The organism is Bradyrhizobium genosp. P (genome assembly GCF_049949265.1).
Lineage (GTDB): Bacteria > Pseudomonadota > Alphaproteobacteria > Rhizobiales > Xanthobacteraceae > Bradyrhizobium.
On record NZ_CP188195.1, the window covers coordinates 1,277,787 to 1,291,020 of the forward strand.

At 64.4% G+C, this 13,234-nt stretch carries 15 protein-coding genes; 7 read left to right on the forward strand and 8 right to left on the reverse strand.

Annotation, left to right across the window (positions count from 1 at the left end):
* Positions 1-48: 48 nt before the first annotated feature.
* Together ACP2YO_RS06155 and ACP2YO_RS06160 are read left to right on the forward strand one after the other, a co-directional pair.
* A complete protein-coding gene (locus ACP2YO_RS06155; RefSeq protein WP_426440024.1) occupies positions 49-333 on the forward strand; it encodes a cupin domain-containing protein in 285 nt (94 codons plus the stop codon).
* A 271-nt stretch (positions 334-604) separates the two neighbouring features.
* The gene (locus ACP2YO_RS06160) at positions 605-1,459 is read left to right on the forward strand and encodes a hypothetical protein (protein WP_426440026.1); all 855 of its coding nucleotides are present in this window, start codon (positions 605-607) and stop codon (positions 1,457-1,459) included.
* A gap of 9 nt (positions 1,460-1,468) precedes the next feature.
* Here the strand turns inward: ACP2YO_RS06160 and ACP2YO_RS06165 are convergent, their stop codons facing one another.
* Together ACP2YO_RS06165 and rpsU are read right to left on the reverse strand one after the other, a co-directional pair.
* Positions 1,469-2,122, reverse strand: a complete 654-nt coding sequence (locus tag ACP2YO_RS06165) for a tetratricopeptide repeat protein (RefSeq protein ID WP_426440028.1) — start codon at positions 2,120-2,122, stop codon at positions 1,469-1,471.
* A gap of 116 nt (positions 2,123-2,238) precedes the next feature.
* Positions 2,239-2,541, reverse strand: a complete 303-nt coding sequence (gene rpsU / locus ACP2YO_RS06170) for a 30S ribosomal protein S21 (protein WP_426440030.1) — start codon at positions 2,539-2,541, stop codon at positions 2,239-2,241.
* 262 nt (positions 2,542-2,803) lie between these two features.
* Between rpsU and aqpZ the strand changes: the two genes are divergently transcribed.
* Positions 2,804-3,526, forward strand: a complete 723-nt coding sequence (aqpZ, locus tag ACP2YO_RS06175; RefSeq protein ID WP_426440032.1) for an aquaporin Z — start codon at positions 2,804-2,806, stop codon at positions 3,524-3,526.
* A gap of 81 nt (positions 3,527-3,607) precedes the next feature.
* On the opposite strand, the gene ACP2YO_RS06180 is transcribed toward aqpZ, so the two are convergent.
* Both ACP2YO_RS06180 and purE read right to left on the reverse strand, forming a co-directional pair.
* Positions 3,608-4,711, reverse strand: coding sequence for a 5-(carboxyamino)imidazole ribonucleotide synthase (locus ACP2YO_RS06180; protein WP_426440034.1), 1,104 nt, complete (start codon positions 4,709-4,711; stop codon positions 3,608-3,610).
* Entirely contained in the window at positions 4,708-5,196 is a 489-nt protein-coding gene (purE, locus tag ACP2YO_RS06185; RefSeq protein ID WP_426440036.1) for a 5-(carboxyamino)imidazole ribonucleotide mutase, read from the reverse strand. The genes ACP2YO_RS06180 and purE overlap by 4 nt, the downstream gene beginning before the upstream one ends.
* Before the next feature lie 151 nt (positions 5,197-5,347).
* On the opposite strand from purE, the gene ACP2YO_RS06190 reads away from it, so the two are divergent.
* Positions 5,348-6,034: a GGDEF domain-containing protein gene (locus ACP2YO_RS06190; protein WP_426440038.1), complete on the forward strand. Its 687-nt coding sequence runs from the start codon at positions 5,348-5,350 to the stop codon at positions 6,032-6,034.
* Here the strand turns inward: ACP2YO_RS06190 and ACP2YO_RS06195 are convergent.
* The 3 genes from ACP2YO_RS06195 to ACP2YO_RS06205 form a co-directional block, all read right to left on the reverse strand.
* Positions 6,031-6,282, reverse strand: a complete 252-nt coding sequence (locus ACP2YO_RS06195) for a hypothetical protein (protein ID WP_426440040.1) — start codon at positions 6,280-6,282, stop codon at positions 6,031-6,033. The genes ACP2YO_RS06190 and ACP2YO_RS06195 overlap by 4 nt on opposite strands.
* Before the next feature lie 115 nt (positions 6,283-6,397).
* Positions 6,398-6,607, reverse strand: coding sequence for a hypothetical protein (locus ACP2YO_RS06200; protein WP_426440042.1), 210 nt, complete (start codon positions 6,605-6,607; stop codon positions 6,398-6,400).
* A gap of 201 nt (positions 6,608-6,808) precedes the next feature.
* On the reverse strand, positions 6,809-7,015 hold the full coding sequence (locus ACP2YO_RS06205; RefSeq protein WP_029085523.1) for a YdcH family protein: 207 nt from the start codon (positions 7,013-7,015) through the stop codon (positions 6,809-6,811).
* A 241-nt stretch (positions 7,016-7,256) separates the two neighbouring features.
* On the opposite strand from ACP2YO_RS06205, the gene ACP2YO_RS06210 reads away from it, so the two are divergent.
* Complete coding sequence (locus ACP2YO_RS06210; protein WP_426440044.1) at positions 7,257-7,442, forward strand: YdcH family protein; 186 nt, start codon at positions 7,257-7,259, stop codon at positions 7,440-7,442.
* Between the two features lie 125 nt (positions 7,443-7,567).
* Here the strand turns inward: ACP2YO_RS06210 and ACP2YO_RS06215 are convergent, their stop codons facing one another.
* Positions 7,568-8,671 carry an NAD(P)/FAD-dependent oxidoreductase gene (locus ACP2YO_RS06215; protein ID WP_426443083.1) on the reverse strand — a complete coding sequence of 368 codons (1,104 nt, stop codon included), beginning with the start codon at positions 8,669-8,671 and terminating at the stop codon, positions 7,568-7,570.
* Between the two features lie 259 nt (positions 8,672-8,930).
* Here ACP2YO_RS06215 and ACP2YO_RS06220 point away from each other — a divergent pair, with 259 nt between their 5' ends.
* Entirely contained in the window at positions 8,931-11,621 is a 2,691-nt protein-coding gene (locus ACP2YO_RS06220) for a sensor domain-containing protein (protein WP_426440046.1), read from the forward strand.
* A gap of 107 nt (positions 11,622-11,728) precedes the next feature.
* Positions 11,729-13,195, forward strand: coding sequence for a glycerol-3-phosphate dehydrogenase (locus tag ACP2YO_RS06225; protein ID WP_426440048.1), 1,467 nt, complete (start codon positions 11,729-11,731; stop codon positions 13,193-13,195).
* The last annotated feature ends 39 nt before the right edge of the window (positions 13,196-13,234 follow it).

Consider the following 13,234-nt stretch of genomic DNA (forward strand, 5'->3'; position numbering starts at 1 on the left):
CGCCGAATCCGATATTTGCCTGACATCGAACTAGCTTGGAGAGGTATCATGCTCAGTGCTGCATCAGACGTTCAGGTTGATACGGCGGAGGTGCGGGTCACCGAATGGCGGCTGGCGCCGGGCAGCGCCACGGGTCCCCACACCCATGAGATGGATTATGTCATCGTGCCGGTCACCGCGGGCGTGATGACCATCGTGGCGCCGAACGGCGAGCGCTCCAAGGCACAGCTCGGTGTCGGTAAATCCTATTTCCGCAAGGCCGGCGTCCAGCACGACGTGCTCAACGAGACCGCCAGCGAAATCGTGTTCCTTGAGGTGGAACTGAAGCCCTGAGGCGGCGATCGCCGCTTCCATGGCTAAACAGCAGGGCCGGAATGGCAGATTTCGGCCGGCGGACCCGGAAATTCATCGATCATTAACGGCTTCACGATGATCTGGAAGCCGGATGCGTCCCGTGATTTCCCGCGCGGAGGCGCTCCGGCTGAAACCGATGTGACACCAAAGGTTACGGCGGAACAGGCGTTTGCCACCGATCTGTCGCAGTTGATCCCTCAATGTGCCTCAAAGTTCCAGCATGAAATCCGGGGCGGGGAGTTGGCAGGCCATGCTGAGTTACTTGAAGAAATTCACGATGGACATCCTACCCTCGGTGGCTGCGACCATCATCGGGGCGTACATCGTTAACCATTACATCGTCGCCAAGCCGGACGTGCCGACGGCAGCAGCGATGTCGGCCGCCACTGACCCCAAGGCCACCGTCAAGCCGACCGAGAAGCCCACCATCTTCAGTAGCCTTCCCGAGGCCGGTGTGAAGGCCAAGGGCATGTCGGAGCGGAAGCTGATCGAGCGCTCGGCGTCCGAGAGGGCCACCGTAACCGAGAAGCCCGCCGAGAAATCCGCCGACCTGAAGGCGGCCGATGCGCCGGCCGAGACGGCAAGCATTCCCACCGATACGCGCCATCGCCCGGTTGCGCCGAAGGCCGTGGCGAAGCTGGCCCCGGCTGCAGCGCCGGTCGAGGCCGCGCTCGCTCCCGAGGAAGGCCGTGACGCCAACGACCTCGCACGCGCCGCAATCGAGCGGCTGCGCAAGGAGCGTCCGCAGGAGGCCTCGCGCCCCCAGGAAGCGCCGCGTGCAACCGATGCCGCCCGCCAGCCCGAGGCGCAGCGTGCAGCTGCGGTACCAGCGATCAGGCCGTTGCCGCCGACGATCATGGTGTCGAATCCATCCAGCGAGACGGTCGACCAATCCTCGCAGGCGCGTCCGCCCTATGCCGCCGATGCCCAGGATTCGAACCGGCTGACGCCCCCGGCCGACATTCCGGTTCCGGTGCTCGTGGTTCCGCCGCTCGATCTGCGCGCCGAGGCGTCTGAACCGCCGCCCGCGAAGCAGCATACCTCCGTGGCCGACGACATGCTGTCCGCCGCCAAATCGGTATTCCACGCCGTTCTTCCCAAGTAAGGGGAAGCGCTACCCGCCGGTGCGGGCGAGCCCGTTCCGTGCGGCCTCGTCTCTCGGCCGCAGCGCCAGCGCGCGGTTGTAGGACGCCGCCGCCTTGGCCTTCTCGCCGAGCCGCTCATAGGCCTGCCCGCGGGCGCTCCACGCCGCACCGCTGTTCGGGTCGGCCTGCACGGCCTCGTCGAGGTCGGTCGCGGCCTCCTTGGCCTTGTCGAGCGCGAGGTAGCTGGTGGCGCGTCCGAGCAGGGGGTCGACCTTCTGCGGCGACAGCCCGGTGGCCGCCGTGAAATCCTCGATCGCCTGCTGATGCTGGCCCTGGCCCTGATAGATCAGGCCGCGGCCGTAAAGGGCTTGAATGTTGTAGGGATCGGCCGCCAGCGCCTGGTCGAACTCTGCGAGCGCTTCATCGGTCTTGCCTGAGCGCACCAGCACCTGGCCTCGTGTCGCATGGTCCTTGGCGTCGCTGATATTCTGCGCCGTGATGGTGTCGGCCGGCTTCTCGGCCGCGGTCGGCGCCTTGGGCTTGTCGTCCGAGCCCCACGATCCGAGGTCGAACGAGCAGCCCCCCAGGGGCAGGGCGAGCACGACCGCAGCGACGACAAGTTGTTGCGCCCGATGGCGGCGGTACGCAGGTCCGAGGCGGGAGCGTAGCGCCGGAACAGCCATTATGCAAAACGCTCTCGGAGGTGATTTTGCATTGATAACCCGGAACACAGCCTGCTTCAAAACAACAACGCGGGCCCTGGGCCCGCGTTGTTAGACTTCCAGATCAGCAAAACGGTTCAGCGCGGGCCGCGACCAGCGCCTGCGCCACCACGGCCACCAGCGGCGCCGCGGTCGGCACCCGGACCGGCGCCGAACACCGGCTTCGGCTTCATGGGCAGCAGACCTTCGCGCTGCAGCTTCTTGCGCGCCAGCTTGCGCGCGCGGCGCACAGCCTCGGCCTTTTCACGGGCCTTTTTCTCGGAGGGCTTTTCGTAGTGACCGCGGAGCTTCATCTCGCGGAAAATGCCCTCGCGCTGCATCTTCTTCTTCAGCGCCTTGAGAGCCTGGTCGACATTGTTATCGCGGACGAGAACCTGCACGCGGCATCCTCTTTTGAATTGATCGGTTCGGAATTCTGGCAGGTGAAGAGGCGACAAAGGCCTGCCCCTTAACCCTGAGCGCGCGCGTGTATCAGACAAATGCGCAGATGTCCACCGGTGGTGTGACTTTCGGGCCTAGTAAAGCCACGAAATGAGGCGAAAATACCCTTGTACGGCCCTGATTTGGGAGGTTTGGCGCCAGGATCGCGGCCGTTCCCGGAGTTGTGAGAAACCCGGACATTGGAAATAGGGGAGATGCGACATGGATACGAAAAAATACGCGGCCGAGGCAATCGGTACGTTCTGGCTGACATTCGCCGGTTGCGGCAGCGCGGTGATCGCGGCTGCCTTTCCGCAGGTCGGAATCGGCTTGGTCGGCGTGTCGCTGGCATTCGGCCTGAGCGTGGTCACCATGGCCTACGCGATCGGTCATGTCTCGGGTTGCCACCTCAATCCGGCCGTCACGGTCGGGCTGGCCGCGGGCGGGCGTTTCCCGGCCGGCCAGATCCTGCCCTACATCATTGCGCAGGTCGCCGGTGCGATCGTTGCCGCGGCGCTGCTCTACGTGATCGCGAGCGGCGCGCCCGGCTTCGACGTCACGAAGGGCTTTGCCTCGAACGGCTATGACGCGCATTCGCCGGGCCATTACAGCATGGTGGTGTGCTTCATCACCGAAGTCGTGATGACCATGATGTTCCTGTTCATCATCATGGGCTCGACCCATGGCAAGGCGCCTGCGGGCTTCGCGCCGCTCGCCATCGGCCTTGCACTGGTGATGATCCATCTGGTTAGCATTCCCGTCACCAACACCTCGGTGAATCCGGCGCGTAGCACCGGACCGGCGCTGTTCGTCGGCGGCTGGGCGCTGTCACAGCTCTGGCTATTCTGGGTTGCTCCGCTGATCGGCGGCGCGCTCGGCGGCGTGATCTATCGCTGGCTCAGCGACGAACCGGCCGGCATCGTTGCCGGCGTGAAGACGGCCTAGTCTAGGCTGTGAACGGGATCGTGGCAGCCACGATCCCGCTTCCATCGATATGTCGAGAGTGTCGACGCGGGCCTTAATGGATCAAGGCTTGCGGGCGGGCGTCACTTCGATGACGTGGCCCATTTTGCGGCCGGGGCGCGGCGCGCCCTTGCCGTAGAGATGCACGGTGGCGCCGGGGACGGTGAGCCACTGTTCGTAGCTCAGGATGTCGTCACCGATCAGGTTGGTCATCGTGACCTCGCCGTGGCGGACCGGCTTGCCCAGTGGCCAGCCGGCGATCGCGCGGATGTGCTGCTCGAACTGCGAGATCGAGGCGCCGTCGAGGGTCCAGTGCCCGGAATTATGCACCCGCGGCGCGATCTCGTTGACCAGCACGGTCGGCGCGCCGTTGCCTGACACCACGAACATCTCGACCGCGAGCACGCCGATATAGTCGAGCGCTGAAGCAATCTTCTCCGCGATCGCCCGGGCCTGCGCGGCGACATCGTCGGGAATCGCCGCCGGCGCGCGGGATATCTTGAGGATGTGGTCGCGATGCTCGTTCTCGGTGACGTCGAAACATTCGACCTCGCCGGTGGCCGAGCGCGCCGCGATCACCGAGATCTCGCGTTCGAACGGCACGAACGCCTCGAGGATCGCCGATTTGGTGCCGAGGTCCTCCCAGATCTGATCGAGGTCATCGCCGTCGCGAATGATCGCCTGGCCCTTGCCGTCATAGCCGAAGCGACGGGTCTTGATCACAGCAGGCAGGCCGATGCGCGCGATCGCGGCGCGCAGCGTGCCGATCGAGGAGACATCGGCATAATCAGCGGTGCCAATGCCGAGCTTGCTGACGAAATCCTTTTCGATCAGCCGGTCCTGCGTGGTCTCGAGGATTTTTTGCGCCGGCAGCACCGGGCGTCGCGCAGCGAGCACCATGGCGGTGGCCGCCGGCACGTTCTCGAACTCATAGGTCACGACGTCGACGTCGTTGGCGAACAGTTCGAGCGCCTCGACATCCGCGTATTCCGCGCAGGTCGCATTCTGGACGACCTCGAAGGCCGGCGAATCCGGATCGGGTGAGAAGATCTGACATCTCAGCCCCAGGCGTGCCGCCGCCATGGCCAGCATCCGGCCCAATTGGCCGCCGCCGAGGATTCCGATGGTGTCGCCCGGCTTCAGCTTCACTGGAGCAGAAGCTGTCACGCCGAAGCCTCCGGACGGTCCTTGACCGCGTCGGTCTGTTGCTGGCGCCAGGCCGCCAGGCGGGCCGCCAGCGCGGGATCGTTGAGCGCGAGCACGCTCGCTGCGAGCAGCGCGGCATTGATCGCGCCGGGCTTCCCGATCGCGAGCGTTCCGACCGGAATCCCGGCCGGCATCTGCACGATCGAATAGAGCGAATCGACGCCGGACAGCGCCTTCGACTCGACGGGAACTCCAAACACCGGAAGCTCCGTCAGCGCGGCCGTCATGCCCGGCAGATGCGCAGCGCCGCCGGCGCCGGCGATGACCACCTTGTGGCCGGCCGCCTTGGCGCCCTTGGCGAAGGCAAAGAGCCGATCAGGGGTGCGGTGGGCGGAAACGATCCGGGTCTCGCAGGCGACACCGAGGGCAGCCAGCGTGTCGGCGGCATGGCGCATGGTCTGCCAATCGGACTGGCTTCCCATGATGATGGCGATCGGGGCGGTCATCTCGTCAATTCTGTGCAGGAATCCAAAAACATAGGCCGATTATAGGGGCGGCCCGGGCATCATCCAAGGCGTGGCAAGGGAGTTAGAATGCACTATCCTGTCTTGGTAAATCCCGGCAAGCCTTCATAAGCAGGCCTCAACAAGGATGCGCATGAAGAAGAAAACCAGTGCGACGGCCTCCGGGGCCGCAAAACGGCGGAAAAGTGCCGTGGTCGCGCGCAAACCAGGGCCGGGCCGGGCTGGAACCGCGCCCCCGTCGCGGAGCCGGGTCGCCCCCGACGACAAATCGACGATTCGCCGGTTGCGGGTGCAGCTGGCGCGGGCCCAGGCTCGGATCGAGGAACTGCAGGCCTCCGCCGAGACCGATTTTCTGCTCGATATCCTGAACCGGCGCGGCTTCGAGCGCGAACTCGCGCGCTCGATCGCGTTCATCAAGCGCTATCACGCCAGTGGCGCGCTGATCGTGCTCGACGTCGACCGTCTGAAGCCGATCAACGACGCGTTCGGGCATGCGGCCGGTGACGAGGTGCTGAAGGCGGTCGTCGCCGCGGTGTCGAGCCAGACACGAGCCTCCGACGTGATCGGCCGGCTCGGCGGCGACGAGTTTGCGCTGCTGTTGTGGAATCTCAGCGAGACCGACGCCAGGGCCAAGGCCGCCGCGCTGGAGGAAATGATCGACCGCTTGAGTTTCGTCTTCCGCGGCAGCCACGTTACTGCGGGCGCGTCAGCGGGCGTTGCGCTCCTCAGCCCGCATTCCGATGTCGAGCGCGCCCTCGATGAGGCCGATCGCGCGATGTATGTGCGCAAGGCGCAGCGGCGGCACGAGCCCCGAAGCTAGAGCGTGCTCAAATCCTCCGGCACATTGCCGAAGGCCCGCAACAGCTTGGCGTCGCCGAATTCGCCGACCGCGGGATCACCGCTGCGGCTGAACGCGACGGCACCGATACTGCCGGGCATGCGCGACATCATCTCGGCGCGCCGCAACGCGGTCGCCGAACTCTGGCATTCCTCGGCATTGCCTGCGATCGGCGTGCCGTCATCGTCCTGCATGAACGGCAGCGCCACGTAATAGGTGACATCGGCCATCGCTTTGCTCCCTTAGCGATTTCGAGCGAAGTGGATACCGGTTCGCGTGAAGAAAACGCGCTAGAACAGGAATCGAGAGCCCCGTTCCGATTCCATTGGAGCGGAGCTCTCGAGGTCAGGCGGCGTCGCTCGCCGCATGGGTCGGTGCAGATACGCGGCCTGCGGTAATCGCCGCCTGCAATTCCTCCAGCTCGGTCTCCAGATATTCGTTGGCCATGATCAGCGCCTTGATGGTGCTGCGCAGATTGCCGTCGCACATCGCGATCGCCTGATCGCAAGCCTGCTCGTAGCGGCGGTTGTCGGGCAGGGAAGACGGTGCGGACATGGCGAAACTCCCTTTGTCTGAATCTGGTTTCTGAATCTGGCGGCTGGAAATTTATGTTCTCTTTTTGTTCTGATAGAGTCAAGGGCTGAAAATCGCCTCCGCCGGCATGTTGCCGCGAACGTGAAGCGGGCCGCCGCTGTGGATCACGGGGAAAAAACGGCCTGACCGCGACCGGGCCGGCCGGATCGCGCGATGGGCGCTTCAGGCGATGATGTCGGGCGTGATCTGGTCTTCGATGAAGGCAATGCGATCGCGCAATTGCAGCTTCCGCTTCTTCAACCGCTGCAGCATCAGGAGATCCGGTGCCGGCGACTGATGCAGCGCGTCGATCGCGGCGTCGAGGTCGCGGTGCTCTTGTTGCAGACGCGCGAGCTCGGCGTGCAGTTCGCGCTCATCTTGATCATTCATGGTGTACGTTGACTGAAAAGCACGATTAGGTTGTGACGGACGAAGCGGCCGCTGCTTGCCGAAATATCGTCCCTGGGCGCGCGCCGCGCAAGCTGGACCGGTTCCATACTCACGATCGGTTACAGATAAGCTTGAAAAGCTGACTGCGGCATTTTGCTTCCCCCATCGACAGCTCCTTCCACTCGTGTACACTCACTCGTCCGGCTCGAATCTGAGGTTTAACCCACCGAGGGAGTTCGTAATGGCAATACAGGCGCATCTGGTTGAACTGGAACGCAAGCACAAAATACTCGAAAATGAGTTGCACGAAGCGCTCGTGCATCCCTCCGTAGACGACCTGCAAATTTGCGAGCTGAAGCGCCGCAAGTTGATGGTCAAGGACCAGATCGAGCGGTTGAGACATACCGCGGCAGAAACGATCCACTAGTCAATCCCCCGCATAGTTGCCTGGCTCACCTTTTCGCCGCTTGGATGGACGCTAGATCGCCCATCCGCCGAAAGAGGTATGCTGCATCCGCTCACAACCTTGATTTGCTCAGAGCCTTAATTTGATCAGAGCTTTGCGAGTTCGCCGACATGATCGGCGATCGCAAGCGATGATGTGAGGCCGGGCGACTCGATCCCGAACAGGTTGATCAGGCCGCTCACGCCATGTTCGCGCGGGCCCTGGATCAGGAAATCCTGGGTTGCGACCGCCGGCGGCACGATCTTGGGCCGGATACCCGAATAGCTCGGCATCAGTGCGCCGTCCGGCAGCGTCGGCCAGTATTTCCGGATCGCCGGATAGAACCGCTCGGCCCGCGCCGGGTCGACGGCATAATCGACATGATCAATCCATTCGACGTCGGGACCAAACCTCGCCTGTCCGGCCATGTCGAGGGTGAGGTGCACGCCGAGCCCGCCGGGTTCTGGGACCGGGTAGATCAGCCGCGAGAACGGCGCCCGCGTGCTGCAGCTGAAATAATTGCCCTTGGCCAGATAGGCCGTCGGGATCAGTTCGATCGGCATGCTCTCGATGCTGCGGGCGACGGCCGGTGCCCCGAGGCCGGCGGCATTGACCAGGACATCGCATGCGAGCGTCATCGGCGCCTCGCCGCCCGCCTCGATCTCGATCCTGTCAGCCGTGGCTTTCGCGCGCAGCAGCGGCGTGTGGAATGCAAAGGCAGCGCCGGCGTCTTCGGCATCGCCGCGCAACGCCAGCATGTAGGCATGGCTGTCGACGATTCCGGTGGAGGGCGACAACAGCGCCGCGTCACAGTTCAGCGCCGGCTCGAGCGCGCGCGCGGCCGCTCCGGACAACAGCTGCATGTCGTCGACGCCATTGGCCGCGGCATGGGCGCGGATCGACTGCAGCTTTTCGGTTTCCTTTGCCGTGGTAGCGACGATCAGCTTGCCGCAATTCTTGTGCGGGATGCCGTGCTCGGCGCAGTACCGATACAGCGCGCGCTTGCCACTGACGCACATCTGCGCCATCAGGCTGCCGGCGCGATAGTAGATGCCGGCATGGATCACCTCGCTGTTCCGCGACGAGGTCACGGTGCCGATCCCTTCGGCCTCCTCGATGACGACCACTTCGCGCCCGGCCTGTGCCAACCGCCGCGCCACTGCGAGGCCGACCACCCCCGCACCCACGATCACGCAATCAACCCTGTCCATCTCGTCCTTCAGATCAGCAAATTCCGGTGCAACGACCGCCGCCGTCACGCGTGAATAGCATCGTTTGCCCAGCAAACTCTGTCGAGCAAGTGCTTGGGCCGTCTCGGCTAGTTCCAGAGCCGCCTCGCGTTAGTGAACTATTAATCATGTCAGGGCAATTGCCATAAATTGACTCACATTTTCCAGTTGCATCGGAACGCGTTTACCCGATCCAAACTGCAAAAGTCGGACACTCGGCACGGTAATCCGCGGGTGACTGATGGCTGGCAGGAAGTGGCAGGCGGGCAGGAAGGATTCGATTCCGGCAAAGGTCGCGCTTTGCCTGATCGCCGTCGTCACGCCATGCAGCGTCGCCTGGGCGGTATCCGACGCGTTTGCTCCTTCGAGCTACCTCGGCGACCTCGATCCCAACGCGGTCTGGGAGCTGTTGATCGGCGGCGTGGTGGTAGCGTCCTTCGTCGGCGCCGTCGGGCTCTGGATCCTTTCGGCCCTGCGCCGGGCCAAGCGATCGCAACTGCGGCGCAACGTGTTCATTTCCTCGGCACTCAATCACCTGAACCAGGGCGTGGTGATGACCGATGTGCGCGAGCGGATCGTGTTCTGCAACGACCGCTATCTCGACATCTACGGCCTGTCACGCGCCGACATTCCGCGCAACATGACCGGTCCGCAGCTTCTGGAGTTGCGTCGCAGCCGCGGCGTGCTCGACGTCAGCGTTGACGATTTTTATGCAAGGGCCGCGACACCGGAGGGACTGGTTACCGAACTTCCGAACGGCAAATCGGTGCTGGTCAAATACTTCCCGCTGCCGAATGGCGGCTCGGTCGCGACCCATCTGGATTGCACCGACCAGCGCAAGCTGTCGCGCAAGCTCGCTTCGACGACGCAATTCCTGGAATCGGTGCTCGACAACGTCCCGGTCTGCGTCGCCGCCAAGAATATCGAGGACGGCCGCTATATCTTCGCCAACCGCGCGTTCGAGCGCTTTTCGCGTTTCTCGCGCGATCACATCGTGGGCAAGCGGGCCGATGAGATCTTCCGTCCCGAGACTGCGGTCAGCATCGAAGCCGCCGACCGGGCGGCATTGAATGCGCCGCAAGGCTATCACCGCAGTGAATTCTTCGTCGAGCGCGGTTCGGAGAAGCGCATCCTCGCATCCAACCGCGTCATCGCCCGCAACGAGGCCGGCGAACCGGAATTCCTGATTGCCCTGTTCGAGGACGTCACCGACCGCCGTTCGCTGTCGCGCGAACTCGAAAACAACAAGAAGTTCCTCGAACTCGTGGTCGACAATATTCCGGTCTCGCTGATCGTCGAGCGCATCAGTGACGGCCGCTATCTGCTGGCCAACCGCAGCGCCGAGACGATCCTCAACCGCCGCCGCGAGGACGCCACGGGCCTGACCGCCGCCGACATCTTCAATCCGCGCGAAGCCAAGCTGATCATCGCCCGCGACGAGGCTGCAATCAGGAAGCGCGGCATGATCGCCGAGGAGCACCCGATTTCGACCAAGGACGGCTTGCGGCTGTTCCTGACCCGCCGCATGACCGTGCTCGATGACAATGGCGAGCCGCAATATCTGATCAAGACACATGAAGACGTCACCGACCGTCGCCAGACCGAATCGCGCATGGCGCACATGGCCTATCACGACGGCCTGACCGATCTGCCGAACCGCGCCGCCTTCCTGCAGGCACTCGCCCAGATGATCGAAGCCTGCGCCGGCACCGACGAGGAATTCGCCGTGCTCTGCGTCGACCTCGACGGGCTGAAGGAGGTCAACGACGTCTTCGGTCATGCGACCGGCGACAAGGTGCTGATCGAGGTCGCGCAGCGCCTCCAGTCCGTGGCGCGTGGCGGCGTGGTGGCGCGGCTGTCGGGCGACGAATTCGGCCTTATCATCGACGGCAAGCAGCCCTCGGCGGGCATCGCACTAGCCGAACAGGCGGCCGAGGCGCTGGGACTGGATTTCAGCATCGACGGCAAGTCGGTTCGCACCGGTGTCAGCACCGGCATCTCGGTGTTCCCGCATAACGGGTCCGACGCAGCCTCGCTGCTCGCCAATGCCGGCGCAGCGCTGTTCCGCGCCAAGGCAAAGTCGCGCGGCACGATCTCGATCTATGAGCCGGAGATGGACCAGCAGATCCGCGATCGTCGGGTGCTGCACCAGGAGCTGTCCGTCGCGATCAAGAACGGCGAATTGTCGCTCTATTACCAGCCGCAGGCCACAGCCGGCGCGACGGTCGAGGCGAGCGAGGCCATCGGTTTCGAAGCACTGGCGCGCTGGCACCATCCGGTGCGCGGTTTCGTGCCGCCCGGCGACTTCATTCCGCTCGCGGAAGAGAGCGGCCTGATCGTCGAGATGGGCGAATGGATCCTGCGCGAAGCCTGCCGGGAGGCGGCCTCCTGGACGGCGCCGCTGCAGATCGCCGTGAACCTGTCACCGGCACAATTCACCCATGGCGACCTGGTCGGCCGCGTTCACGCGATCCTGCTCGAAACCGGGCTTGCACCTGATCGGCTCGAACTCGAAATCACCGAAGGCGTGCTGATCGAGGATCTCGACCGCGGCCTGTCGCTGCTGCGCCGGCTGAAGGCGCTCGGCGTGCGCATCTCGATGGACGATTTCGGCAGCGGCTATTCCTCGCTGAGCTACCTGCAGGCGTTTCCGTTCGACAAGATCAAGATCGACCGCGCCTTCGTCATCAATCTCGGCCGCAACCCGCAATCGGCCGCGATCGTGCGCGCCGTCATCAATCTCGGTCACGGCCTGGAAATGTCGATTGTCGCCGAGGGCGTCGAGACCGAAGAGCAGCTCGGCTTCCTGTCGGAGGAGGGCTGTGACGCCGTGCAGGGCTACCTGCTCGGCAGGCCAGCGCCGATCGGCCACTATGCGGCCCTGATCGCGGGCAGCGGCAACCTCGTGGAGCCGGTGCGCAAGTCCGCGTAATCCGCACGGCACGGGCCAGAAAACCAGGGCGCTTGCCTTCACGCACCTTGTTGCATTTTTTTGCGAACGCGTAGTCTGTTCGCACAGAAATGCGATAGGCCTTGCGGATGGCGGACTATGATCTTGCGATCATCGGCGGCGGCTTGAACGGCACGAGCGTGGCTCGCGATGCCGCCGGCCGCGGCCTGCGCGTCGTCTTGCTTGAGCAAGGCGATCTTGGCTCCGGCGCCTCGTCGGCCTCGCCGCGGCTGGTCCACGGCGATCTGGCGGGGCTGGAGCGGCGGAGTTTCTTCCGCGTCCATGCCGCGTTGAAGGAGCGTGATGTGTGGCTGCGCATCTCGCCGCATCTGGTGCGGCCGGCGCGCTTTGCGATCCCCGCGCATGCCGAGGAGCGGCCGCCATGGCAGCTGCGCTCGTGGCTGTTGCTCTACGACCGGCTGGCGTCGCGCGGGGGCCTGCCGCGGTCGGCGACCGTCGACGTCACCCACCATCCGGTCGGCAATGCGCTGAAGCGGCCGTTCGGAACTGCGTTCGAGTATTCCGATTGCATCGTCGACGATTCCCGGCTCGTCGTGCTCAACGCTGTCGACGCTGCTGCGCACGGCGCCGATATCCGGACTGGTGCGCGCGTGACGCGCGCGGATCGTGGTGCGACCTGGCGGCTGATCGTGATCGATCGTGGTTATCGCCAGGTGATCACGGCGCGATCGCTGGTCAACGCGACCGGCGCCTGGGCAGCGTCCGTCACCGATACCATTCTGCGCGTGCCCGCGCCGCCGCTCGACACCGTGCAGATCAGCCAGATCGTGGTGCGCAGGCTGTTCGACAGCGACAATGTCTATGTGTTTCAGAACCGCGACGGACGGCTGATCTTCGCCAGCCCTTATGAGCGCAATTTCACCCTGATCGGCACTTTCGGTCGACCGTTCAAGGGCGATCCGGCTGTTGTCGCGATGGGCGTCGATGATGTCGCCTATCTCTGCGATGCGGCCAATCGCTACTTTCGCGAGCAGGTCGCCCCGGTCGACGTGGTGCGGACGGTCACCGGTGCCAACTCCGTCGCCGCACCCGCCCGCCGGCGCACCGCCGATGGGGCGACGAGACTCGATTTCAGGCGCGGCAAGGCGCCGCTGCTCACGATCCTGGGCGGTGACGTCACCACCTCGCGGCGTCGCGCCGAGAAAGTCGTCTCGGAATTCACGCGGTTCTATCCGATGACGCCGCGCTGGACTGCAAATGCGCCGTTGCCTGGCGGCGACTTCGCGTGGCCCCGTTTCGAGACCGAGGTCGATATCGCGCGCGACCGCTGGCGCTTTCTCGGCGAGGAGCAGGCGCGGCGGCTCGTCGCCGCCTATGGGCTGAACGTCAAGGACATCCTGGGAGACGCCAAGGAGAAGGCCGATCTCGGCCCCGCCTTCGGTCCTGAACTGACGGGCGCGGAGGTTCGCTATCTCATGCAAAGGGAGTGGGCGCGCTTTCCTGATGATATCCTGTGGCGGCGCTCGAAGCTCGGGCTGAGCATGCCGCAAGCCGATCACGAGGCTCTCGCCGCATTCATGGCTGCGAGTCCGTGAGCACGCAGATGCTAGCGGATTCGCGGTTGATTTGTTTCT